The sequence below is a fragment of the Nocardia sp. NPDC004278 genome, assembly GCF_053602975.1.
The window spans coordinates 1-22,337 of sequence record NZ_JBSGEQ010000040.1; the positions used below are offsets into that span (position 1 = coordinate 1).

A 22,337-nucleotide genomic window follows, 5' to 3' on the forward strand; every position below is an offset into this window, starting at 1 on the left:
AGCCGTCGAGACTCGCGACTTCGTCGCATGCGCTTCGACGACTCGGACGCGAGACGGGCCGCGAACGGTCGCTCGTAAGACTCGCTCCGTCGTAGTCACCTGGGGCGGGGAGTTCGGCGCCAAAGGTACGCCGCCCAGTGGCCGAGACTTACGACTGCGCACGCGCTTCGACGGCTCGGACGCGAGACGGCCTGGAAGGCCGGTGCGCCACCGTCTCAGCGCAGGTCAGTGCCCCCCGCGGCCGTTTTCTTCGGATGCCAGGTTGGCCATGATCTCGGCCACCGAAAGTCGGCGTGAGGAATTGCCGGAATCGGCGTCCGGGTCGACCCGGCGACGTCTGCGGGAGGTGGCGGTGCCGACGGGCGGGACGGATGTCGTCGGGGGCGGGGGCGACTCCGGATGTGGCGTCGGGGTGGACGGCTCCGGCGTCGAGAAATCGAGCGACGAATACTGAGTCGGCTCCGGCGGCGCCGAGCGCGGCGGCACGGTCGGCTCGAGCGGATCCAGTCGCGGTGGGACCCCGGTCTTTTCCGGATCCTCGGTGAACGCGTCCGCCCAGCCGATCGGTCCGGTGTGGTACCCATCGTCGAAATCGGCATCGGTGATTTCCGAGTCGTCGACATTGTCGACCGGCACGACGGCGGTCTCCGCGGTCACCGGATCGTCGAAGGGGCTGGCGAACAGCGGGGCCTGCGGATGATCGAATTCGAAGACCGGGGTGAAACTGCTGCGGGATTGCTGGGAGGCCGTATCCGGCCAGTCGTCGGCATTCGTCGAGCTATTGTTGGACGAATTTCCAAATGCGCTCGGCAGCTCCTGAATCCGGGTCGAATCGGCCCGCAGCGCGGGGCGATCCATCGGCAGATCGCCGTCGAAGAGCCGCTGCAGACTCTGGCGGAGCACGGTGAGTTCGGCGCGCAGGGAGGCCATTTCGGCTGCGTCGGCGCCGACCTCCTCGCGCACTCGCGCCTCGACGCCGAGTTCGTATTCTCGTCGCGCGGTGACCTCGCGCTCCAACTGGAGCTCGTACACCGTCTGCAGGTCACGGACCTTGGCCTTATCGATCGTGGCTTCCTTGCGGTACCGCGTCGCGGCCAAAGCGCCGATGACGGCAGCCCACAGCGCCGCGACCAAACCGATCCGGACGAACTGCAGACGATCGCTGAAAACCAGGAAAACGCTGGCAACCAGACCGAGAAGAATCAGGGCGCCAATGAACAATTTTCCCGCGTCGTCCTGCCGTCGACGAGAGGTGCTGGTACGGGAGGGCGAAACCATGCACGCCAGGGTAGCTTGATCAGCCAGCCGCGCCCAGATTCTCACAGGGGAATAACAGCAAGAATATTTTCTACGTAGTTGCCGGATCGTCGGAAGGGTCCTCGGGAGCGCGGCAGCAATACTCCAGCCAGAGCGCCGCAGCAACCAATGCCACCCCCGCCAGCATCCCGACGATGGCGCCCGGACTGTCCGCACCCGCCGCATTCAAGGTGCCGCGCTGCGGATAAACCCAGAACAGGAAGCCCAGCCAGACACCGGCGGCGAGCGAACCGACCTGTGTGGACGCCTTGGCGAGCGCGACCGCACGGGCCGCGGTGATCGGATGCAACTGATGGGTGCCGTCACCGATCTGATGTTCATTGACCCGCGAGCGGATCACGAAGCCGAGCGCGATCTCGATCGCGGCCACCGGATAGAGCGAGGCACCCGCATAGATCGAGATCGGCGGGAAGCTGCCGTAGGCCATGCGGGTGAGCAGCCAGGCAATCAGGGCCGCGATAACGACATTTGCGACGAGGTCCAGGATCCGGGTCGGCTTCAGCTTCACGACGCCGATCCCCCCGCCGCGGCCGCGCCCGGCAGCGCGAATTCGGTCGATCGGACACCCGCGCGCTCGGCCGCGTCGAGTTCGGCGAGCAGCTCGCGCACCGGCCGCGCGGTCCCGTCGACCTCGAGTACCGCATCCGGCTGCACGTCCAACCACGGAATCAGTACGAAGGCCCGGTTGCGGGCCTGCGGGTGCGGCAGGGTCAGTTCCGGATCGTCGCTGTGGCAGACCTGTCCGCCCTCGGCGCACCAGACCACATCGACATCGAGGGTTCGCGCGCCCCAGCGCACCTCGCGCACCCGCCCCGCGGCCTGTTCCAGCTGCTGGCCGATGCGCAGCCAGTCACGCGCACCGAATTCCGGATCTTCCACCAGCACAATGGCATTGAGGTAGTCGTCCTGTTCGACACCGCCCCACGGCGCGGTCGAGTACACCGGCGATACCGCGACCGCCCGCCGCCCGAGTCCGTCGACAACGCCGCGCAGATGCGCGAGCCGGTCGCCCAGATTCGAGCCGATCGAGAGTACGGCACTGCTCATGTCAGTGACCCCCGCTGCCGTGAGGTGACGACGCGGACATCGGCGAAGGTGTGTGGGATCGGCGCGGACGGCTTGTGCACCACGACCTCGACGGCCTGGATGCGCGGATCGGTCATCGCATCGTCGGCGATCTCGGAGACCACCTTCTCGATGAGATTGCGCGGCGGGCCCTGGATGATCTGGACCGCGCGCTCGGCGAGGCCGCCGTAGTCGATGGTGTCGGCCAGGTCGTCGGTGGCCGCGGCGGCCGCGAAATCGGCCCACACCGTCAGATCCACCACGAACTCCTGACCGTCGCGGCGTTCGTGGTCGAAGCAGCCGTGATAGCCGTAGGCACGCAGCCCGCACAGCTCGATCCGGTCGAGCTGCTCACGCCCGGCCGTCTCCCGGCCTACCTTCATGTCGCGGCTCCTCGCGTGCTGTGCCGGGCGGCGCGCTGCCAGGCGTCGGTTACGGCGATGGCGTCCAGGGAGGCGCGCACATCGTGGACGCGGACACCCCAGGCCCCGTGCAGCGCGGCCAGCGCCGACACCGTCGCGGTGGCGGTCTCCCGGCCATCCGGTGGGCGCGGGCCAGCGGCATCGGCGAGCAGGGCGCCGAGGAAACGTTTTCGGGAGGCGCCGATCAATATCGGCAGCCCGTGGCCGACCAGTTCGGGCAGCGCACCGAGCAGCGCCCAATTGTGTTCGGCGTTCTTGGCGAAACCGAGACCGGGATCGAGTACCAGCCGGGACGGGTCGACGCCGGCCGCGACGGCCAGCTCGACCTGCGCCGTCAATTCAGCGAGCACCTCGGCGACCACATCGTCGTAGTGGTCGGCCGGACCCGTGTGCCGATAGTCCGCACCCGCCCGCCAGTGCATGAGAATCCACGGGACCTGCGCCGCCGCAACGACTTTCACCATATCGGGATCGGCGCGGCCGCCGGAGACATCGTTGACCACAGCGGCACCGGCGGCGATCGCGGCCGCCGCGACACCGGCCCGCATGGTGTCCACGCTGGTCGGCACGCCCGCGGCGACCAATCCGCGAATCACCGGGACCACACGCGCGGCCTCGGTTTCGGGATCGATTCGCACCGCACCGGGTCGGGTCGACTCGCCACCGATATCGATGATGTCGGCACCTGCCCGGTACAGCTCGATGCCGTGCGCGATGGCCAGGCTCGGATCGAGGTAGCGGCCGCCGTCGGAGAATGAGTCGCTGGTGACATTCACCACGCCCATCACCACACAGGAGCGACCGCTGCGCGCGAGTCCGTGCAGCTCCACCGCGCCCTGCCTCACTTGCGCAGGATCAGATCGAGGGCCTCGGCCCGCGAGGCGGCACTGGTCTGCAGCAGGCCGCGCACTGCGGAGGTGGTGGTGCTCGCGCCGGGCTTGCGAATGCCGCGCATGGCCATACACAGGTGCTCGGCCTCGATCACGACGATCGCGCCGCGCGGATCCAGCTTGCGCATGACGGCTTCGACGATCTGGCTGGTCAGCCGCTCCTGCACCTGCGGACGCTTGGCGTAGAGATCGACCAGCCTGGCCAGCTTGGACAGTCCGGTCACCCGGCCGTGCGTCCCAGGGATATAGCCGACGTGCGCGACGCCATGGAAGGACACCAGGTGGTGTTCACAGGTCGAGTACAGCGGGATATCGCGCACCAGCACGAGCTCCTGGTGGCCTTCGTCGAAGGTGGTGTTCAGCACCGAATCCGGCTCTAGGTAGAGCCCGGCGAACATCTCCCGATAGGAGCGGGCAACCCGCGAGGGCGTATCGATCAGACCCGGACGGTCCGGGTCCTCGCCGACCGCGATCAGCAGCTCCCGGATCGCCGCCTCGGCGCGGGCCTGATCGAACGAGCGGCCTGTCTCGAGTGCGACCAGCTCCGGCTTGGCCGGCCCCGAACCGTTGTGCTGGACCTTATCCGCTTCGTCGATGGCGGCATTGCCAGTGCGGCGGCCACCGACGTGATTGTTGGCAGACAAGCGAGACACCTCCAAAATCTCAGGTACCGGCAATCACCCGGCACCCAGATGGTCGAGCCTAATCGCCACTGGTCAGTGCCGACCGTTCGGTCCATCCCAATCGTGGTTCTCGCCATCGTTATTCCCGGTGCCGGTGGCGGGCTCGTCGTAGGGGTCGTTGCCGTGCCCCTGCTGACCCCACTGCTGCTGCGGCTGCTGGTACCCGTGGCGCGGCTGCGGCTCACCCTGCCAGCCGCCGTGACCGGGCTGACCCGACTGCTGCTGCGGCTCGTCACGCGGCGGCCAGCCCGGCGCCGACCAACCGGCCGGGGCACCGTAGTCGGGTCGCGAGCCGTGCGTCGATCCCGGCCGCGGGTATGCCTGGGTCGGCGCCTGCGGCAGCGGATAACCGGTCGCGGGCTGCTGTGCGTAGCCGCCGTAGCGCGGTTCCTGGTAACCGGCGTCCGGGTAGCCATTGGCCGAGGCGGCTTCGCGCTGCGGCAGCCGCGGCTTGACCGGCTCCTGCGGCGGCCACGGCTCACCGCGTTCGGCGGCCAGTTCGCCAGGGGTCTTCACCGGCGGCTTATCCGAGGGGACACGCTCACCGAAATCGTTGAACGCGGTGATCCGCGGCCGCTTCTCCACCGCGGCGAGAATCTCCTCGAGATCCTTGCGGTGCAGTGTCTCGCGCTCCAGCAGCGCCGTGGCCAGCACGTCGAGCACATCGCGATATTCGTTGAGAATGGCCCACGCCTCGGTGTGCGCGGCCTCGATGAGATTGCGCACCTCCTCGTCGATGGCGCCCGCGACCTCGTGTGAGTAGTCCGAACCCATGCCCATCGAGCGACCGAGGAATGGATCGCCCTGTTCCTGGCCGTAGCGCACCGCGCCGAGGCGCGCGCTCATGCCGTATTCGGTGACCATCGCACGGGCGATCTTGGTGGCCTGATCGATATCGGAGGAGGCACCGGTGGTCGGCTCGTGGAACACCAGTTCCTCGGCCGCGCGGCCACCCATTGCCATCACCAGGCGGGCGATCATCTCCGAGCGGGTCATCAGGCCCTTGTCGTCCTCGGGCACCGTCATGGCGTGGCCGCCGGTGCGACCGCGGGCCAGGATGGTGACCTTGTAGACCGGCTCGATATCCGGCATCGCCCACGCGGCCAGGGTGTGGCCGCCCTCGTGGTAGGCGGTGATCTTCTTCTCGTGCTCGCTGATGATGCGGCTCTTGCGGCGTGGACCACCGATGACGCGGTCCACCGATTCCTCGAGCTGCTCGCCGGTGATCACCGCGCCGTTCTCGCGGGCGGTGAGCAGGGCGGCCTCGTTGACGACATTGGCCAGATCCGCGCCGGACATGCCGACGGTGCGCTTGGCCAGGCCGTCGAGATCGGCCTCCGGCGAAATCGGCTTGCCCTGCGAATGCACCCGCAGGATGGCCCGCCGACCGGCCAGGTCCGGATTGCTGACCGGGATCTGGCGGTCGAACCGGCCGGGACGCAGCAGCGCCGGATCGAGGATGTCGGGGCGGTTGGTCGCGGCGATCAGGATGATGCCGGTGCGATCGCCGAAGCCATCCATCTCGACCAGCAGCTGGTTCAGGGTCTGCTCGCGCTCGTCGTGACCGCCGCCGAGGCCGGCGCCGCGCTGGCGGCCGACCGCGTCGATCTCGTCGACGAAGATGATGCACGGGCTGTTCTGCTTGGCCTGTTCGAACAGGTCGCGCACCCGAGAGGCACCGACACCGACGAACATTTCGACGAAGTCCGAACCGGAGATGGTGAAGAACGGCACCCCGGCCTCACCCGCGACGGCACGCGCGAGCAGGGTCTTACCGGTACCGGGCGGGCCGTAGAGCAGCACGCCCTTGGGGATCTTCGCGCCGAGCGCCTGGTAGCGCACCGGATTCTGCAGAAAGTCCTTGATCTCGTAGAGCTCTTCGACGGCCTCGTCGGCACCGGCCACATCCGCGAATGTGGTCTTCGGCATGTCCTTGGTCAGCTGTTTGGCCTTCGATTTGCCGAAGCCCATCATGCCGCCGCGGCCACCGCCCTGCATGCGGGACATCACAAAGATGAACAGCCCCAACAAGATCACCATCGGCAGTACGAACACCAGGATCTGGGAGAACACGTTGTCCTGTTTGACCACGGTGTTGAAGGGTGCGCCGGACTTCTGCACGGCGTCGAAGACCTGGTTGGAGGTCTCACTGCCACCCGGGTACTTGGCAAGGATCTTCTTCGAGCCGGAAGTGGCGTCGGTCCCATTGTTCAGCTCGATGCGCAGCTGCTGCTCGCGGTCGTCGATCTGGACGTTCTTGACGTTGCTCTTGTCGGTCAGCTGACTCAACGCCACCGAGGTATCGACGCTCTTCCAGCCGCGTGTGTCATTGCTGAAGTAGCCGAACGCATAGATCACGAGCGCAATGCCCGCGACTATGGCCAGAGTGCGAAACACAGTCTTGCGGTTCATAGAGCTTAGGCCGGGCGGCCAGTCCTTTCCGGTGTCTCCGGTGCATGCCTAGCGTGGCGTCGGGCGCGTCCCGTCCGGTGGATCGGATGCGGACAGGCCACGTTACCGCGTACGGTCTAGTCGATACATCGCGCAGTTCGGCAGCTGGTGTAGTTCGACAGGTAAACGGCTGGGGAACGTTCGTGGTTCCCGAGGTCTCCGGTCGGGGTTACTCCAAGTGGTCACAATCATGTCATGTTCGGCCTATCGTGAGCGACGACACAACACCGCGGTGCGAGCGACGGGCCCGAAGGCGGTAGCTTGCGTACCCCACGTGGGCCCCGGGAGCACCGTAAACAACAGAGCGCAGGGGGTATGGACATAGTCGAGCTACGGACACCCACAGCGATACTGCGGCACGGACGCGGGCGATTGATCGTGCTGCGACCGGGCAGTGACGGCGAGCGCGTGCTGGATGTGCCGGTGACCGACCTACTCAAGGTCCGGCTCAACCGACGTGCCGACGACGCGGTCGTCATCGAGATCTACCTACGCTATCCGACTCCCGTGCTGACCGGCGTGCCCGCCGACCGCACACCGCTGCCCGTCCTCATCGCCGAACACGACTTCCCCGCGGCCGCCGAGATCGTCGAGCGCATCAATGACCAGATCCTGGCCGGTCAGCGCGTCGATGTCGCCGCCCCCGATCTACAGCCGCCCGCCCCGCAGTGGGGTAAGAACGGGCCGACCCGAGCCGATGTCGATCGCGCCGTGCGGCGGATGGCACCCAAGCGCGATGCCAAGTCTGCGATAGACGCACTGCATCGCTATGTCACCGCCGACGAATATGTGCTCGAGACCGCGATCGCCATCGCACATCCGCCCGCGGGCCGCGGCCCCGGCCTGCTGGCCGCGACCACTGGGCGACTGCTGTTCATTTCCATCGGCACCGGCGACAAATACGCACATGAGCTACCCATCCCCGCCGTCCTGTGGGCACGCACCACCGAGGGCGCCGCAGGGGCGCCGGGCGAGATCGGTTCGGCGCGCGGCGAAACCGGTATCGACGTACACGACGGGAATATCACGCTGCGTTTCACCGGCACCGACCGAGCCGATACCGAACGCGTCACCTGTGCGGTGAATTTCGCCGTCCGGCGTGATTCGGCGAACGGCGCAGCGGGTCCGGCCGATCCCGGTGTCGCCCAGCTCTATTCCGAGTGGGAGTTACTGGTGGAACGGCATTCCCTCGGCATGGTCGATGACGGACAGTTCCAGCGTTACGGCCGAGGAATCCTGCGCTCACTCCCCGACGGGAACTGACTGTGTTCGATTTGCCGCGCCTGCGGCGCTGCGTGTAGGCGGCCCCGGATATTCAGCCTCTGCGCCGGGGGTGATGGTGGCGCCGGTCTTGGCGACGGCCGCGCGGATCAGACCACCGACACCGGCCGGGGTCATGCAATCCGCGAACATCGCGTAGCGATTCGATGAGGGGTGATGGTCGGGCGACGGGTGGGCCGCGCGTCCGAGCCGTCGAGACTCGCGACTGCATCGCCTGCGCTTCGGCCACTCGGCTGAGTTCGACGGCCGCGCCTTCGCGCAGACGCGAGACGGGCCGCGAACGGCACTCGTAAGACTCGCGCGTGGTGGTTACTTCCCAGCGCTGGGCTCCGCCAAGGTAATCCGCCGCCAGGGACTCGTCGGCCGCAGCCACAGGCGCAACAGCTCCATGCGCCGATCCACGCCGCCGTTTTTCAGTTCGGCCAGATCCTCACAGGCCTGCCAGTAGGTCCAGCCGGTCAGGTAGGCATCGCCGAATTGGCGCCAGTTCTGATATTTGCGCTGGGCCAGCGGCAGTGCCCGCAGCAGATAGTCCCAGGCCACCTCGGCATCGAGATAGCCTGCGGTGAAAGCCATTCGGGCCACCGCGACCACTCGGGCCAGATCCCAGGCATGGATATCGCTCGGCAGCGGCCGGGCCAGATGATCGGTGAAGCCGATCTTGATCGCCTGCGACCAGATGTCGTAATCGCGGACCAGCGCCTCCGGATTGTCCATCCCCCGGAACGAACCGACCTGACGCAGGAAGGCCCGATGCCGATCGGCCCGCTCACCGAACCGGTCGCGTTCACTGGCATTGATCGATGCCATCACCAGCGGATGCACCATCGCGTACAGCGGTGCGTGCATACCGTTGAGCAACTGCTCCATGGAGGCCTGCGCCTCGGTGCCGTCGGTTATGCCCCATGCGCCGGTCAGCGTATCGATGGCGAGTTCGCGGCGGTCGCCGAGCGGATGGTCGCGCTCGGGCCCCAGCAGCAGCGCATCGTGGAACGCGTCCCAGCGCGCCGAATAGAAGCCGCCGAGCGCGAGGGCGCGCAGTTCGTCATCCGATATCGCCGCGCCGGACCAATGATCCTCTTCCCGCTTGTCGAGTTCCTCGTAGGGGAAGGTGGTCAGGGTGGGTACACCACGGGCAGGCATGCCACCGATTGTTCCCCATCGATCTTGGAAGCGGCTGAGTAATCGTCCGGCTTTGTCGGATTGGATTCTTGTCCTGCCGAGCAGCAGTACTGAGGGCTAATGTGCACGCATGAGTAGCAACATCACCCTCCTTCGTGGCCTGGATCCTGCGCCTACCGAGCAGGAAATCTATGCTGCCGCACTGCAGTACGTGCGTACGGTCGGTGGCGTGTCCGGCCTGAGCACCACAACCAAGGCGGCGGTGGACAAGGCGGTGCACGCCATCGCGGCCGCGACAACGCAATTGCTCGCGGATCTGCCGAATGCGCGAGTCGCACCGACCACCGAACCGCCACCACGCCGCGAACGTGCGGGTGCGGAGACGGAATAGTTCGTAGCAGTTCAAGGTAGGGCGTCCGTGCCGTAAGTGGCGACGCAGGCCAGCGCGATCTCGAGCGGCAGCCCGCGCGCTTCGATCGGATGGCCGAGCAGTTCCTCGATCCGCTGGATCCGATAGCGGACCGTGTTCTTGTGCACACCCAGTAGTTTCGCCGTGGCCTCCGGGCTGCGATGGCTCTTCAGATACGCGTGCAGTGTTTCGCGCAGGCGTGTGGCATTGGCATCACGGCCCGCCAGCGCGCGCAATTCGCGTCCGATCAGACCGCGCATGGCCGCGTCGTCGGCGCCCACCAGATAGGCGATCTCCACCTCGCGATAGCCGGTCATCCGCGCTGCCGTCGCGCTGCGCTCGGCCACCTGCCTGGCCGAGACAGCTTCGCGATGACTGTTGCGGAATCCGGCCAGGTGCGCCGCTGGCACACCAAAGGCGACCCGCATCGGCGGCTCCACCGATCCGGCCACCAGTCGTGCCAGCCGACCGGGTTCGGCCACGTGCGCCGCATGCGCCTCGTCATCCAAGCCGACCCAGGCCCACATGCCACTCGCACCGGACGGAACCGTCAGCACCCGTGTGCTGCCGAGCGCGGCCGCCAGTCGCGCCGCGACCCGATCCAGCTGTCCGCTCATCTCGGCGTCGCCCGACTCGTCGGCCCAGAGCACGAAGGCCAAATGCTGTTGGGCGAGGCGATATCCGAGCCGAATCGAGGCCTGGTCGATATCTACGTCGCCGCCGGCCAATAGCGCGCGGACGGTTTCGGAGCGGCGGTTGAGATCGGCGCGCAGGATCCGTTCGCGTTCCTCCATGTAGGTATCGGTCAGCGCCTCCACCGAATTGCTGACCCATCTGATCGATCGCTCGAACAGCCGCAGCATGACCGCGCGCTCGATCTGCTGTGGTGGACGGCGCTCCTCGATCGCATCGCTCATGTAGTCGAGTACGGCCTCCTGCCCGACGTGGTAGGTCCGCAGCAGCAGTCGCAGCTGGAAGCCGCGCCGGGCGATCGTGCGCGCGAAGGCGTGCACCTCGTCGGGCAGCGGGAAATCGAAGGTGTCGCTGGTCAACCCGCTCAGCATGACCCTGGCATGTGCCCTGGTGCTGGCCGCGAGATCACGGCGGATATCGCGGTCGGCGAGCTCCGGGATGCGAGCGATGATCGCGTTGTCGAGCCGGTCCACGATCTGCTCGAGCGTCTGGGTCCGCATCGTCTCGTAGACATATTCGGCCAGCCAGTCGCGCACGACCTCGACGTTCGGATCCGAATCGGTCCGCAGCGGCTCCGTGGTCGCCGGACGATCGGTCGAGGCAGCGACCATGATTCCTCCGAGTTGTACTTTTGATACAAAATCAACCGAGTCGGTTGACAAAAAGGCCCAAGAAAGTCCCACAATCTTGTGTCACGATCATAGGTCAGTGAGCTGATTCACAGTAGTCGGCTGCCAGCGGTTCACAGCACAACGTCAGTGGGAGAACAGCAGTGACCAACACCGAATCGGTGCCCGGCGCGGCAAAGAAAGCGACGGCACGCAAGACAGCGGCAAAAACGACGGATCCGACGCTGATCGAGGTGCGCAATCCGGGTACCGGTGCGGTGGTCGGCACCGTGCCGGAACAGAGCGCCGAGGCGGTCGCAGCCAAGATCCGTGAATTGCGCCTGTACCAGCCGGAGTGGGAGGCCATCGGCCCCGACGGCCGCAAGGAATGGCTGTTGAAACTGCAGGACTGGATCATCGACAATACCGAGCACCTGGCCGACGTGCTGCAGTCCGAGACGGGCAAGCCACGGGTGGACGCGCTGATCGACCCGGCCTTCTCCACCGATCTGATCGGCTACTACGCGCGCCGGGCCGCCAAATTCCTCGCCGACGACCATCCCTCGCCACACAGCCCGCTGGCCCGGGTCAAGAAGCTGACCACGGTGTACAAGCCGTATCCGGTGGTCGGCGTGATCACACCGTGGAACTTCCCGCTGGCCATGCCGGTCATCGATGTGATCCCGGCGCTGGCCGCTGGCGCCGCGGTGATCCTCAAGCCCTCGGAGGTGACCCCGCTCTCTGCGCTCGAATTGGCAAGGGGCTGGGCCGAAATCGGCGCACCGCCGGTCTTCGCCGTGGTCACCGGCGCGGGTGCGACCGGCGCCGCAGTGATCGAGAACGCCGACTACATCCAGTTCACCGGTTCGACCGCGACCGGGCGCAAGATCGCGGCCGCCTGCGTCGAGCGGATGATTCCCTACAGCCTGGAATTGGGCGGTAAGGATCCGGCCATCGTGCTGGCCGATGCCGACCTGGATCGCGCCGCGCACGGCATCGCCTTCGGCGGCATGTTCAATTCGGGCCAGGTCTGCATCTCGGTCGAACGGGTGTATGTCGAGGCGCCGGTCTACGACAGGTTCGTCGCCAAACTCACCGACGCGGTCCAGAATCTGCGTCAGGGCCTCGACGGGCGCGAGTCCGAACATGACGTCGGCGCGCTCGCAAACGAGAACCAGGTCCAGATCGTGCAGCGCCATGTCGACGAGGCCATCGCGGCGGGTGCCCGGGTCACCACCGGTGGCAAGCGGACCGGTGTCGGCACGCTGTTCGAGCCGACCGTGCTGGTCGATGTCGACCAGAGCATGTCCTGCATCACCGAGGAGACCTTCGGCCCGACCCTGCCGGTGATCAGGGTCACCGACGAGGCGGAAGCCGTTCGGCTGGCCAATGATTCGGTCTACGGCCTGTCGGCCTCGGTGTGGACCGGGGACAAGGAGCGCGGCGAGCGGGTGGCCCGCGAACTCGATGTCGGCGCGGTGAATATCAACGATGTCTTCGTCAATCTGTTCAGCTTCGCACTGCCGATGGGCGGCTGGGGGCAGTCCGGGGTCGGCGCCCGCTGGGGCGGTCCGGACGGGGTGCGCAAGTACTGCAGGCAGAAGGCGATCACCACGCCGATCCTGCCGACCCAGCAGAAGGAACTGCTCTGGTTCCCGTACCAGATACCGAAGGTGCTGTTCGGGCTCGGCGCGATGCGCGCGGCAGGGGCTCGCGGTCTGCGGCGGATCAATATTCCGGCCATCTTGAAGCTCAAGGGAGACAACAAGTGACCGCGGCGCGAGCGACGGGCCCGGAGGCGGCCGCGGAGCGTGACCACGGAGGGCACCGGGAGCGCCGCAAATCCAACACGGATGTGGCGAAGATCCGTGGCAAGGTCGTCGTGATCACCGGCGGTGCGCGCGGCATCGGACTGGCCACGGCGACCGCACTCCAAGCGCTCGGCGCCAAGATCGCGATCGGCGATATCGACGAGACCACGGTCAAGGAGTCCGGAACCACCCGGAATTTCGAGCTGTACGGCAGGCTCGATGTCACCGATGCCATCTCGTTCGAGAGCTTCCTCGACGAGGTCGAGCGCACCGTCGGTCCGATCGATGTGCTGATCAACAACGCGGGCATCATGCCGACCGGCAAATTCGTCGACGAGCCGGACCAGATCACCCGCCGCATCCTCGATATCAACGTCTACGGTGTGATCCTCGGATCCAAACTGGGCCTGGCCCGGATGCTGCCGCGCAAACGCGGACACGTCATCAATATCGCCTCGCTCGCGGGTGAGACCCATATCCCCGGCCTGGCGACCTATAACGCCAGCAAGCATGCGGTGCTGGGCTTCACCGATACGCTGCGGGAGGAGTACCGGGGTTCCGGTGTCGCGTTCTCCTCGGTGCTGCCGACGCTGACCAATACCGAACTCGGCTCCGGTGTGAGCGGCCCGAAGCTGCTGCGCCCGGCCGAGCCGGAGGAGATCGCCGACGCCATCGTCGCGTTGATCGCCGCACCCCGATCCAAGGTCCGGGTGACCGCGGTGGCCGGTCTGCTCTCGCAGCTGGTGAATCTGCTGCCCGAACCGGTGGCCGATGGACTGGCCAGGGCGCTGGGGTCCAGCAATGCCTTCCTCGACGATGTCGACGCGGTCGAGCGCAAGGCGTACGAGGATCGCGCGCGCGGCCTCTGATCGCGCATGGAGGGCGCCGTGGTCGTGTTGTCGCGACCACGGCGCCCTCTTGCGCTTCGGCGACTGCAAACGTAATTGTGACCAATCTCACTACTCATGGTTGTAACGGCTCCGACGTCGTTGCGGGCCGGTTTCCCCGAGGGTGACCGGCCACACTTCAACACACCGAAACCGAGGCTCCGAGCCTGCCTCACGCCACATCATTGCTGGTCATCTGCCCAATTAGCTTCGGCGAGGTCGCACGCACCACGAGTGCCGGAGATTCGCCAAGTCGATGGTGCAAATGACCATGACAGGCCATATGCTGTCTCTAACAAACCTGTCGACTGTTTCAGCTGCCATATCCAGACTTTCCGGCCTCAATAGGCTAGAAATTCAGGACCGATTCTGATAGCAAGGGGCTATGGACCCGCATTTGCGCGACCTGCGGTATTTCGTCGCCGTCGCTGAGGAACTGCACTTCACCAACGCCGCTCAGCGGCTGCACATCGCTCAACCCACCCTGTCGCGTCAGATTCGTCAACTGGAACGCCAGCTCGACGTGGTCCTGTTCGACCGCAACCAGCGCAGCGTGGCGCTGACCGTCGCGGGTAAGGAACTGCTCGAGGGCGCCCGCAAGATCCTGGAGCTGTGGGAAGTCACCAACGTCTCCCTGCAGGAGGCGGGTGAGGTGCTGCGCGTCGGCATCCAGTCCGCACTCGGCCGCGGTCTGCTCAACGATCTGGAGAGCGCGAGCGGGCACCGGCTCGCCCTGCACGCCGCCTCCTGGACCGACCCGTCCAGCGGTCTGGCCGGTCGGCAGGCCGATCTGGCGATGGTCTGGCTTCCGCTGCCCGATCCGAACCGGTTCCGCTGGCAGGTGCTGCGCACCGAACCGCGCTGGGTGCTGCTGCCAGAGAACCATCCGCTGGCCGATAACGAGACCATCGACTTCGCCGACCTGCTCGACGAACCGTTCATCGCGCTGCCCACCGAGGCCGGTGCGGTGCGCGACTTCTGGCTCGGCAACGACGCGCGCAATGGCCGTCAGCCCAAGATCGGCGCCGAGGCGGCGACCCCTGAGGACAAGCTGGAGGCGGTGAGCCTCGGCCTCGGCGTCTGCCTGCTCGCCGAGAACAATGTGCCGATGTACCGCTGGCCCGGACTGACCGCCCGCCCGCTCAACGGGCTCGCCCCGTGCGAACTGGCCGTCGCCTGGCGCGCCGACGATAACCGGCCGACCATTCTCGAATTCGCCACACGCGCGGTAGAGGGCGGTTTCTCGGTCCAGCACCAGGCCGCCGTCGCGAGTTAGTCGCTCACCGTTCGCTTCCAGGGGTGGATCGACTCGAGCTGCGCCGACAGGCGCAGCAGGGTCGATTCACCGCCGGGCGGTGCCGCGAGCTGGGCGGCGACCGGCGTCTTCGAGCCGGGGTGCATACCCATCGGGATCGAGGCGGCGGGCCAGCCGACCAGGTTCCACAGCGGTGTGAACGATGAATACCGTGCGCTGGTAACGACATTCGCCAACCAGCCCAGGGTGTGCCAGGCCCGGGCCCGCGGCGGCGGCGCGGCGAGCGTCGGGGTGATCACGACGTCGTAGCGCTCGAAGAATTCCAGCAGTCGCGCCTCCACCCGGTCCACCTGAGCCGGGCGGATCAGCCGCAGGCGCTGGACCAACCGGCCGAGTGCGAGGTGTCGGCGGGTGCGCGGCTGCAAACGTTCGGGGTGCACGAGTGTCACGGCCTCGCGGGCGGCGAATGCCAGCCAGCGCAGGCCAACGGAGATGATCGATTCGCCATACGGCAGGGTCGCGGGCTCCACCAGGTGCCCGGCCGCGACGGCGGCCGAGGCGGCGGTGCGAGCCGCCACGGTCCAGTGCCGATCGACCCGGAACAAACGTGAGGGCGGCGCAACGGCCAGCCCGATGCGTAGTCGGCCCGGCGGATCTAGCTCGGCTAGGTCCGGGCGCGCGGCCAATACCGATAGCGCGAGTGCCGCATCACCGACCGTGGTTGCGAGCACACCGCTTTCGACCATCCCCGACCAGGAATCGACGCCGCACTCGGCTGGCACGGTGTGCCGTCCCGGCTTGATCCCGAACACCCCACAGCAGGCCGCGGGAATCCGCACCGAACCGAGCCCGTCACTGCCGTGTGCCACCGGTACCAGCCCGGCGGCGACCGCCGCGGCCGAGCCGCCCGACGATCCGCCGGTGCTGCGCGCGGAATTCCACGGGTTGCGGGTGATCCGGCCCTCGCTCTCGGTGGTGCTCCACAGCCCCAGCTCCGATACCGCGGTCTGCCCGACCACCACCGCGCCGGCGGCCCGCAGTCGGCGCACCACCGGATGGTCGGCGGCGGCCGGACCGGTATCGGTCGCCGTGGAACCGGCCGACGTCGACTCGCCCTCGACCGCGATGTTGTGTTCGATCGCAATGGGAACACCCGCCAAGGGCAGCACGTCCAGATCGGAGCGCTGTTCCAGCGCGAGCGCCTCGGCCCGCGCCGTGGCCGAGCGAACGACGGCGAAAGCGTTCGTCTTTCGATTTCCGGCGGCGATCCGGTCCAGGGCGGTGCCGACCGTCTGGGTCGGTGTCAGCGAGCCGTCGCGCACGCTCGCGGCCATCGCCGAGGCCGGACCTCGTGCCATGCCGGATTCGCGTGGCATGCTGGATTCCATCGAAGTATGCACGGCGTCGGCCGCCGCACCGGACACCCCGTTGGCGGTCTGCATCTCCGGGGGCTGGGCTGCCGGAGTCATGGCTTTGCGGTCACGTTCGGCTACCGCCTTCGTGCCCGTGGCTGCTTTTTGCATGTGCTGGTTCTTCCCCGTCGCGTGGTTGTCGAAATCGGGTGATCCGCTGTTGAGCCGCAAGTTATCATTCCGATTACTGCTCGGGGGACGATGGCGTCGGGTGTGGCGGAAAATTCATCGGCACATCCACCGACCGAACACTGCGGATTCTCTGGATCCGCTCAGCAGCTAGGTCCGAAAATGAGTGCAGATTCCGAAAAGACTTACCGCCCCGGTCTCGACTCCGATCCGACCCGCGATTGGGGTGGACCGCTGCTGCACACCGATAACGAAGTTGTCGGTGCGTTCTCCGCCGCATGGGAATCGGCCAGCTGGGAATCCGCCAGCCGACCGCCGGAGATCGCCGACTTTCTGCCCGATGCGGAGTCCCTGCGCCAGGCGGCACTGATCGAATTGATCCGCGTCGACCTGCGACATCGCTGGATCCGGCGCAGCGCTGCGGCGCGCGCGACGGATACCGAGACGGTAACCGAGCGGGCATCGCCCCAGGAACGCCGCGAATCCAGTAGCGACCCCACCACACGCAAGCGCCTTTTCGACTACTGCGCCGAGTTCCCCGAACTCGAACCGGGTGGTATTCCAGCGGGTTTGGTCTATGAAGAGTTCGTCATCCGCCGGCAAAGCGGCGAGCGCGTCGACCCCAAGGATTGTCTGCGGGAATATCCCGAACAAGCGGCCGAATTGCGCGTGTTGCTCAATGCCGACGACTTCGATCAGAGCACTCGACGGGCGGTGCTGGAGGATTCCGTACTGACCGAGTTGGCCAGAACTCGCGCGGCCGCTGAGCAGACCCGGACCGCGCAATACAACGAACTGAACGAATCGACCCAGCTGAACCAAAGCAAGGGGTCCGTTCGTGCTAATGACGTGACCCGCGCAACCGTCGATTCGAACGCAACGGCAGCCATCGACCCGAACGCAACCGCAGCCATCGACCCGAACGCAACCGCAGCCATCGACCCGAACGCAACCGCAGCCATCGATTCGATCGGGACCTCGACCGCCACCCGGACCACGGTCGGCAACGGTCCGGGGAGCTTCGACGCGCTCGACCAGATCCAGATCGGCCAGCGCATCGACGATTTCGATCTGCTCACCGGGCTCGGCAGCGGCGCCTTTGCCCGCGTCTTCCTGGCCAGGCAGCGGTCATTGCAGCGATTGGTCGCGGTGAAGATTTCCGCCGACCACGGCACCGAACCGCAGACCCTGGCCCAACTGGATCACGACTACATCGTGCGCGTCTTCGATCAGCGGCTGCTCGGCTCGGAGGACGCCCGCGATCCGGCCATGCGCCGACTCCGGTTGTTGTACATGCAATTTCTGCCCGGCGGCACATTGCTCGGCGTGCTGCGCTGGCTGCGCGCGACCCCGCCCGCGGAACGCACCGGCCAGTTGCTGCTCGACGCGGTCGACGCGGCCATGGAGGAGAAGGGCGAGATCCGGCCGACCGATTCCAGCGTGCGCACCGAGATCGCCGGACTGAGCTGGCCGGAAACCGTGGCCTGGCTGGGCCGCAGACTGGCCGAGGCACTGGAGTACGCCTCCGCGCACGGCGTGCTGCACCGGGATGTGAAACCGGCCAATATCCTGCTCACCGCCGAAGCGGTACCGAAGCTGGCCGATTTCAATATCAGCTTCAGCCGCAATGTGGCTGGCACCAGTCCGGTCGCCTATTTCGGCGGATCGCTGGCGTATATGTCGCCCGAGCAGTTGGAGGCCTGCCATCCCGGCCGCGAGCGCACCGCCGAGGATCTGGACACCCGCTCCGATATCTACGCGCTCGGTGTGGTGCTCTGGGAATTGCTGACCGGCGCGAAACCGTTCGATGATTCCACCGCGACCGCGACCGAACACGGCGACGATACGGCACTGGAGGGCATGCTGGAACGCCGCACCACCGGGGTGGATGAGATTGCGCTGCAACGCGTTCCGGCGGACTGCCCAGCTGCGTTGCGGCGGGTGCTGCTGACCTGTCTGGAATCGGATCGGACGCGGCGCTGGTCCAATGGCGCGGTGCTGGCCAAGCAGTTCGATCTGTGCATGGACCCCAGGGCCCGGGATCTGGTCGACCCGCCGCCCGGCAGTTGGCGGCTGCGGATGCGGATGTGGCGACTCGTGATCGTCACGCTGGCCATCGGGATCCCGAATATCCTCGCCTCGGCCTACAACATCCAGCACAACCAGCATCTGATCGTGGACCGGCTACCCGCCGATGCCGGGCGCACCTTCATGATCATCACCACCGTGGTGAACGGCATCTTCTTCCCGCTGGGCGCGACGCTGATCCTCTATATGGGCCGAAGAGTGATGACGGTGCCGTACGGGCTGCGCCGAGGGCGACGGTACGATTCGGAGACGCTCCGGCTGGCCAGAGCGGATTCCCTACTGTTCGGCGATAGGGCTGTCGTGGTCGTCTTCTCGCTGTGGGTCATCGCCGGATTCACCTTCCCGATCGCGCTGGATGCGGCGGCCGGGGATGTACCCGCACGCGCGCTGCTGCACTTCCTCACCTCGATCGTGGTGTGTGGTGCGATCGCGGTGGCGTACCCGTTCTTCCTGGTTTGCTTCTACATGGTCCGCTGCATCTATCCGATCTTCCTGCGGCACGGGGAGATCAGCACCGAGGACGCGGTGTGGCTGCGCGGTCTGGACCGCCGCGCCAATCTGTATCTGGCGGTCGCGGCATCGGTGCCGCTGCTCGCGGTGGCCGGGGTGACCTTCCTACCACCAGAGGATATTCCGATGGTGATCGCCGCGGTGCGCGTGCTGTGTGTGGGCGGCATTATCGCGTTCATCGGCTCCTACCTGCTCTTCCGCGCGCTGGAGGCCGATCTGCGCGCACTGGAGCGGGTAGTTGCGCCCGAGGAAACCCTGGACCGGGAACTGGTGTCGGCAGGGCGGGAGCGCAGCACACCCGCCGCGCTGGAGCGGCCATCGTGACATCTGCCGATTTCGCGTATCGCGGCGAGACCGACCCCATCAGACAATTCACCGAAGACTGGCAGCGCTGCCTCCGTGGCGATCGGACCGAACCGCCCCTGATCGCCGAATACGTCCCCGACGGCGCCCAGGTGCGGCTGGCGGTGCTTACCGATCTGGTCCGCATAGACCTGCGTCATCGCTGGGACCGGGCGGGTCTCGGCAAACGCATCACCGAGTACCGCAAGGAATTTCCCGAGGTCGAGGACAGTGCGGGATTGGTCGACCTGATCTGCGAGGAGTTCCTGGCCCGGCGCCGGTACGGCCCGCTCGAACTGGATGAATTCCTCACCGAATATCCGGAGCTGGCGCCGGACCTCCGCGCGCGGCTGACCGATTTCGCAGACGAAGGCGATACCGCGGCGGATACCGAGCGCGCGGCCGCACTGGTCGCCGACCTGCGTCCGGGCCGCCGCATCGATGACTTCGATCTGCTCACCGATCTGGGCACCGGCACACTCGGCCGGGTCTTCCTCGCCCGGCAGCGATCCATGCAGCGCCTGGTCGCCGTGCGGCTTTCGGCCGGTCGGGCGGCGGGCGGGCACAGCATGGCGCAACTGGACCACCCGCATCTGGTGCGGGTTTTCGATCAGCGCCTGGTCACCGCCACACCGGAGGCGGAACCGGAGACGACCGCATCGACGCGTCTGGTCTACATGCAGTACCTGCCCGGTGGCACGGCGGCCGGGGTGCTCGAGCAGCGTCGGCGCGGTGCGGAGACCGACGGTGGCGTCCTGCTACTGCGCGCCATCGATACGGCCATGGAAGCCAAGGGCGAAATCCGCCCGGCCGATTCGAGTGTGCGCGCCGAAATCGCCACACTTAGTTGGCCGGAGACGGTCGCCTGGATCGGCAGGCGACTGGCGGACGCGCTCAATTACGCCGAGCAGCGCGGCGTACTGCACCGCGATATCAAACCGGCCAATGTGCTGTTCACCGCCGAGGGCATACCCAAGCTCGCCGATTTCGCGGTGCGTACGGCCGCGCCGCGATCGGTGACGAATTCGGTAGCGGTCGAACCGGATTCACTGCCGTACCGCTCCCCGGAACAGCTGGCCGGACTGCTCGACCCGGCCGCCCCGGCACCGGGTCCGCGCAGCGATATCTTTTCCCTCGGCGCATTGCTGTGGGAATTGCTCACCGGCGCGGCCCCCTTCGACGATCCGCCGATGCCCGCCGATCCGGATGCCCGCGCCGAAACCTTCGCGACCATGGTGCGCCTGCGCAAGCACGGCGTCACCGACGCGACGCTGGCGCAACTGCCCGCAGACACCCCGAGCGCCCTGCGCCGGGTGCTGCTCGAATGTCTGCAGGCGGATCCGCAACGGCGCTGGGGCAATGGCGCCGAACTCGCCGCACAACTCGATCTGTGCCTCGACGCCCGCGCCAGGGAGTTGGTCGATCCGGCACCGACCAGCCTGGCCTATCGGGCACGCCGCTGGCTGCTGCCGATCCTCGGGCTGTGCATCGGCGTGCCGAATGTGCTCGCCAGCCTCTACAACATCAACCTGAACCAGTCGCTGGTCATCGATCGGATGTCGGCGGCCGATCAGGAACGGTTCGCCACGGTGGGTCTGATCAATAATCTGATCACCTTTCCGATCGCCGCACTGCTGCTGCTGTTCCTCACCCGCCGTCCGCTGACCATCGGATTGCGACTCTCGCGCGGTCGCGAATACTCCCCGCGCCTGCTGGCCGCGGCGCGGCGTGACACCTTGCACATGGGTGACTGGGCGGTCTGGCTGCCGTTCAGCTTCTGGCTGGTCTCCGGGGTGGGATGGCCATTGGCACTCGCCTTCTCCGGCGTCGATCTGCCACGGCAGACCTTCTTTCATTTCTTTGCCGCACAACTGGTTTGCGCCGCAATCGCACTCGCCTACCCGTTCTTCCCGATCATGATCTTCGCGGTGCGGTCGGTGTATCCGCAGCTGCTGGTGCGCGGCGGCATCGGCGCCAAGGACGCACGGCAATTGCGCAAGGTCGCCGCGCGCGGCAATTTCTATCTGGGTGTGGCCGCGTCGGTCCCGCTGCTCAGCGTGGCCAGTGCGACCTTCGTCGACGCCGCCGATCTGAATCTGATCCTCTTTCCGGTGCGGGTGCTCAGCGTGGGCGGCATCCTGGCGTTCGTGCTCAGCTATCGGTTGGCCCGAATGCTCGAGGCCGATCTGCTGGCCCTGGCGCGGGCGATTCCGCAACGGCAGCGATGACCAGCGCGCGGCCGTTCCGGCGGCTGGTCAGTCTGTCCCATGTGCATGATCCGGCGACGACACCGCTATTTCCCGGTGATCCGGAATTCCGCACCGATATCGCCGCGACGGTGGCGAACGACGGCTATTACCTGCGCCATATCCAGCAGGGCGAGCACACCGGAACCCATTGGGGCGCACCGATTCACTTCCACGCCGACGGGCTGGCCGCCGACGAACTCGACCTCGCGGATTTATTGCTGCCCGCGGTGAAAATCGACGTGCGGGATCAGTGTGTGCACGATCGGGATTATGCGATCAGCGTCGATGACCTGAAGCAGTGGGAAAGTCGGCACGGGCGCATTCCCGATGGGTCGGCGGTAGTGGCGTGGACCGGGTGGGACGGGAAATGGGGGACGCCGGAGTTCATCGGCACCGACGAAAGTGCCTACCATCAGCCGGGATTCGCGGTCCAGACGGTCGAATGGCTATTGCGGACCGGGCGGCTCGGGCGGCGCGGGGCACTCGGCATCGATACCTTCGGCCCGGATCTGGGGACCGACGATACCTATGCGGTATCGAAGCTGCTGTATCGCGACCACCGGATCAGCCTGGAGTGTCTGGCGAATCTCGCCGAACTGCCCGCGACAGGGGCCTGGGTGCTCGTTGGCGGCGCGCTCTATCGGGGCGGGTCGGGTTCGCCCGCAACGATATTCGCGCTCATGCCATGAGTGCTGGTCGAACCGCAACGGTTG

18 protein-coding genes are annotated in these 22,337 nt (G+C 66.7%); 8 read left to right on the top strand and 10 right to left on the bottom strand.

Going from position 1 to position 22,337, the window contains the following annotated elements; translation table 11 throughout:
* Positions 1-225: 225 nt before the first annotated feature.
* The 7 genes from ACWEO2_RS37150 to ftsH all read right to left on the bottom strand — a co-directional run bounded on the left by ACWEO2_RS37150 (position 226) and on the right by ftsH (position 6,789).
* Positions 226-1,278: a DUF6779 domain-containing protein gene (locus ACWEO2_RS37150; RefSeq protein WP_452409648.1), complete on the bottom strand. Its 1,053-nt coding sequence runs from the start codon at positions 1,276-1,278 to the stop codon at positions 226-228.
* Between the two features lie 70 nt (positions 1,279-1,348).
* A complete protein-coding gene (locus tag ACWEO2_RS37155) occupies positions 1,349-1,819 on the bottom strand; it encodes a DUF3180 domain-containing protein (RefSeq protein ID WP_452409701.1) in 471 nt (156 codons plus the stop codon).
* 2 nt (positions 1,820-1,821) lie between these two features.
* Positions 1,822-2,364 (bottom strand): 2-amino-4-hydroxy-6-hydroxymethyldihydropteridine diphosphokinase, encoded by a 543-nt coding sequence (folK, locus tag ACWEO2_RS37160; RefSeq protein WP_452409649.1) that lies wholly within the window; start codon positions 2,362-2,364, stop codon positions 1,822-1,824.
* Positions 2,361-2,765 carry a dihydroneopterin aldolase gene (gene folB, locus ACWEO2_RS37165; RefSeq protein WP_452409650.1) on the bottom strand — a complete coding sequence of 135 codons (405 nt, stop codon included), beginning with the start codon at positions 2,763-2,765 and terminating at the stop codon, positions 2,361-2,363. The genes folK and folB overlap by 4 nt, the downstream gene beginning before the upstream one ends.
* The gene (folP, locus tag ACWEO2_RS37170; RefSeq protein WP_452409702.1) at positions 2,762-3,589 is read right to left on the bottom strand and encodes a dihydropteroate synthase; all 828 of its coding nucleotides are present in this window, start codon (positions 3,587-3,589) and stop codon (positions 2,762-2,764) included. The genes folB and folP overlap by 4 nt, the downstream gene beginning before the upstream one ends.
* A 56-nt stretch (positions 3,590-3,645) precedes the next feature.
* Positions 3,646-4,290 (bottom strand): GTP cyclohydrolase I FolE, encoded by a 645-nt coding sequence (folE, locus tag ACWEO2_RS37175; protein ID WP_354960989.1) that lies wholly within the window; start codon positions 4,288-4,290, stop codon positions 3,646-3,648.
* Positions 4,291-4,410: 120 nt separating this feature from the next.
* Positions 4,411-6,789, bottom strand: a complete 2,379-nt coding sequence (gene ftsH / locus ACWEO2_RS37180) for an ATP-dependent zinc metalloprotease FtsH (protein WP_452409651.1) — start codon at positions 6,787-6,789, stop codon at positions 4,411-4,413.
* 354 nt (positions 6,790-7,143) lie between these two features.
* Here ftsH and ACWEO2_RS37185 point away from each other — a divergent pair, with 354 nt between their 5' ends.
* A complete protein-coding gene (locus tag ACWEO2_RS37185) occupies positions 7,144-8,091 on the top strand; it encodes a hypothetical protein (protein ID WP_452409652.1) in 948 nt (315 codons plus the stop codon).
* Between the two features lie 327 nt (positions 8,092-8,418).
* On the opposite strand, the gene ACWEO2_RS37190 is transcribed toward ACWEO2_RS37185, so the two are convergent.
* Positions 8,419-9,252, bottom strand: a complete 834-nt coding sequence (locus ACWEO2_RS37190) for a DUF1266 domain-containing protein (protein ID WP_355185883.1) — start codon at positions 9,250-9,252, stop codon at positions 8,419-8,421.
* Between the two features lie 109 nt (positions 9,253-9,361).
* Here ACWEO2_RS37190 and ACWEO2_RS37195 point away from each other — a divergent pair, with 109 nt between their 5' ends.
* Positions 9,362-9,622, top strand: a complete 261-nt coding sequence (locus ACWEO2_RS37195) for a DUF2277 domain-containing protein (protein ID WP_452409653.1) — start codon at positions 9,362-9,364, stop codon at positions 9,620-9,622.
* Positions 9,623-9,633: 11 nt separating this feature from the next.
* Here ACWEO2_RS37195 and ACWEO2_RS37200 read toward each other — a convergent pair whose 3' ends face one another.
* On the bottom strand, positions 9,634-10,944 hold the full coding sequence (locus ACWEO2_RS37200; protein WP_452409654.1) for a PucR family transcriptional regulator: 1,311 nt from the start codon (positions 10,942-10,944) through the stop codon (positions 9,634-9,636).
* 161 nt (positions 10,945-11,105) lie between these two features.
* Between ACWEO2_RS37200 and ACWEO2_RS37205 the strand changes: the two genes are divergently transcribed.
* From ACWEO2_RS37205 to ACWEO2_RS37215, 3 genes are all read left to right on the top strand, one after another.
* Positions 11,106-12,713 carry an aldehyde dehydrogenase family protein gene (locus tag ACWEO2_RS37205; RefSeq protein ID WP_452409655.1) on the top strand — a complete coding sequence of 536 codons (1,608 nt, stop codon included), beginning with the start codon at positions 11,106-11,108 and terminating at the stop codon, positions 12,711-12,713.
* A gap of 83 nt (positions 12,714-12,796) precedes the next feature.
* On the top strand, positions 12,797-13,621 hold the full coding sequence (locus ACWEO2_RS37210) for an SDR family oxidoreductase (protein WP_452409703.1): 825 nt from the start codon (positions 12,797-12,799) through the stop codon (positions 13,619-13,621).
* A gap of 403 nt (positions 13,622-14,024) precedes the next feature.
* On the top strand, positions 14,025-14,915 hold the full coding sequence (locus ACWEO2_RS37215) for a LysR family transcriptional regulator (RefSeq protein ID WP_452409656.1): 891 nt from the start codon (positions 14,025-14,027) through the stop codon (positions 14,913-14,915).
* On the opposite strand, the gene ACWEO2_RS37220 is transcribed toward ACWEO2_RS37215, so the two are convergent.
* The gene (locus tag ACWEO2_RS37220) at positions 14,912-16,282 is read right to left on the bottom strand and encodes an amidase (RefSeq protein ID WP_452409704.1); all 1,371 of its coding nucleotides are present in this window, start codon (positions 16,280-16,282) and stop codon (positions 14,912-14,914) included. The genes ACWEO2_RS37215 and ACWEO2_RS37220 overlap by 4 nt on opposite strands.
* A gap of 315 nt (positions 16,283-16,597) precedes the next feature.
* Here ACWEO2_RS37220 and ACWEO2_RS37225 point away from each other — a divergent pair, with 315 nt between their 5' ends.
* From ACWEO2_RS37225 to ACWEO2_RS37235, 3 genes are read left to right on the top strand one after another with little or no spacing between them, the layout of a single operon-like run.
* A complete protein-coding gene (locus tag ACWEO2_RS37225) occupies positions 16,598-19,357 on the top strand; it encodes a serine/threonine-protein kinase (RefSeq protein WP_452409657.1) in 2,760 nt (919 codons plus the stop codon).
* A complete protein-coding gene (locus ACWEO2_RS37230; protein ID WP_452409658.1) occupies positions 19,354-21,603 on the top strand; it encodes a protein kinase domain-containing protein in 2,250 nt (749 codons plus the stop codon). The genes ACWEO2_RS37225 and ACWEO2_RS37230 overlap by 4 nt, the downstream gene beginning before the upstream one ends.
* Positions 21,600-22,313 carry a cyclase family protein gene (locus ACWEO2_RS37235; protein ID WP_452409659.1) on the top strand — a complete coding sequence of 238 codons (714 nt, stop codon included), beginning with the start codon at positions 21,600-21,602 and terminating at the stop codon, positions 22,311-22,313. Before ACWEO2_RS37230 ends, ACWEO2_RS37235 begins: the two co-directional genes overlap by 4 nt.
* The last annotated feature ends 24 nt before the right edge of the window (positions 22,314-22,337 follow it).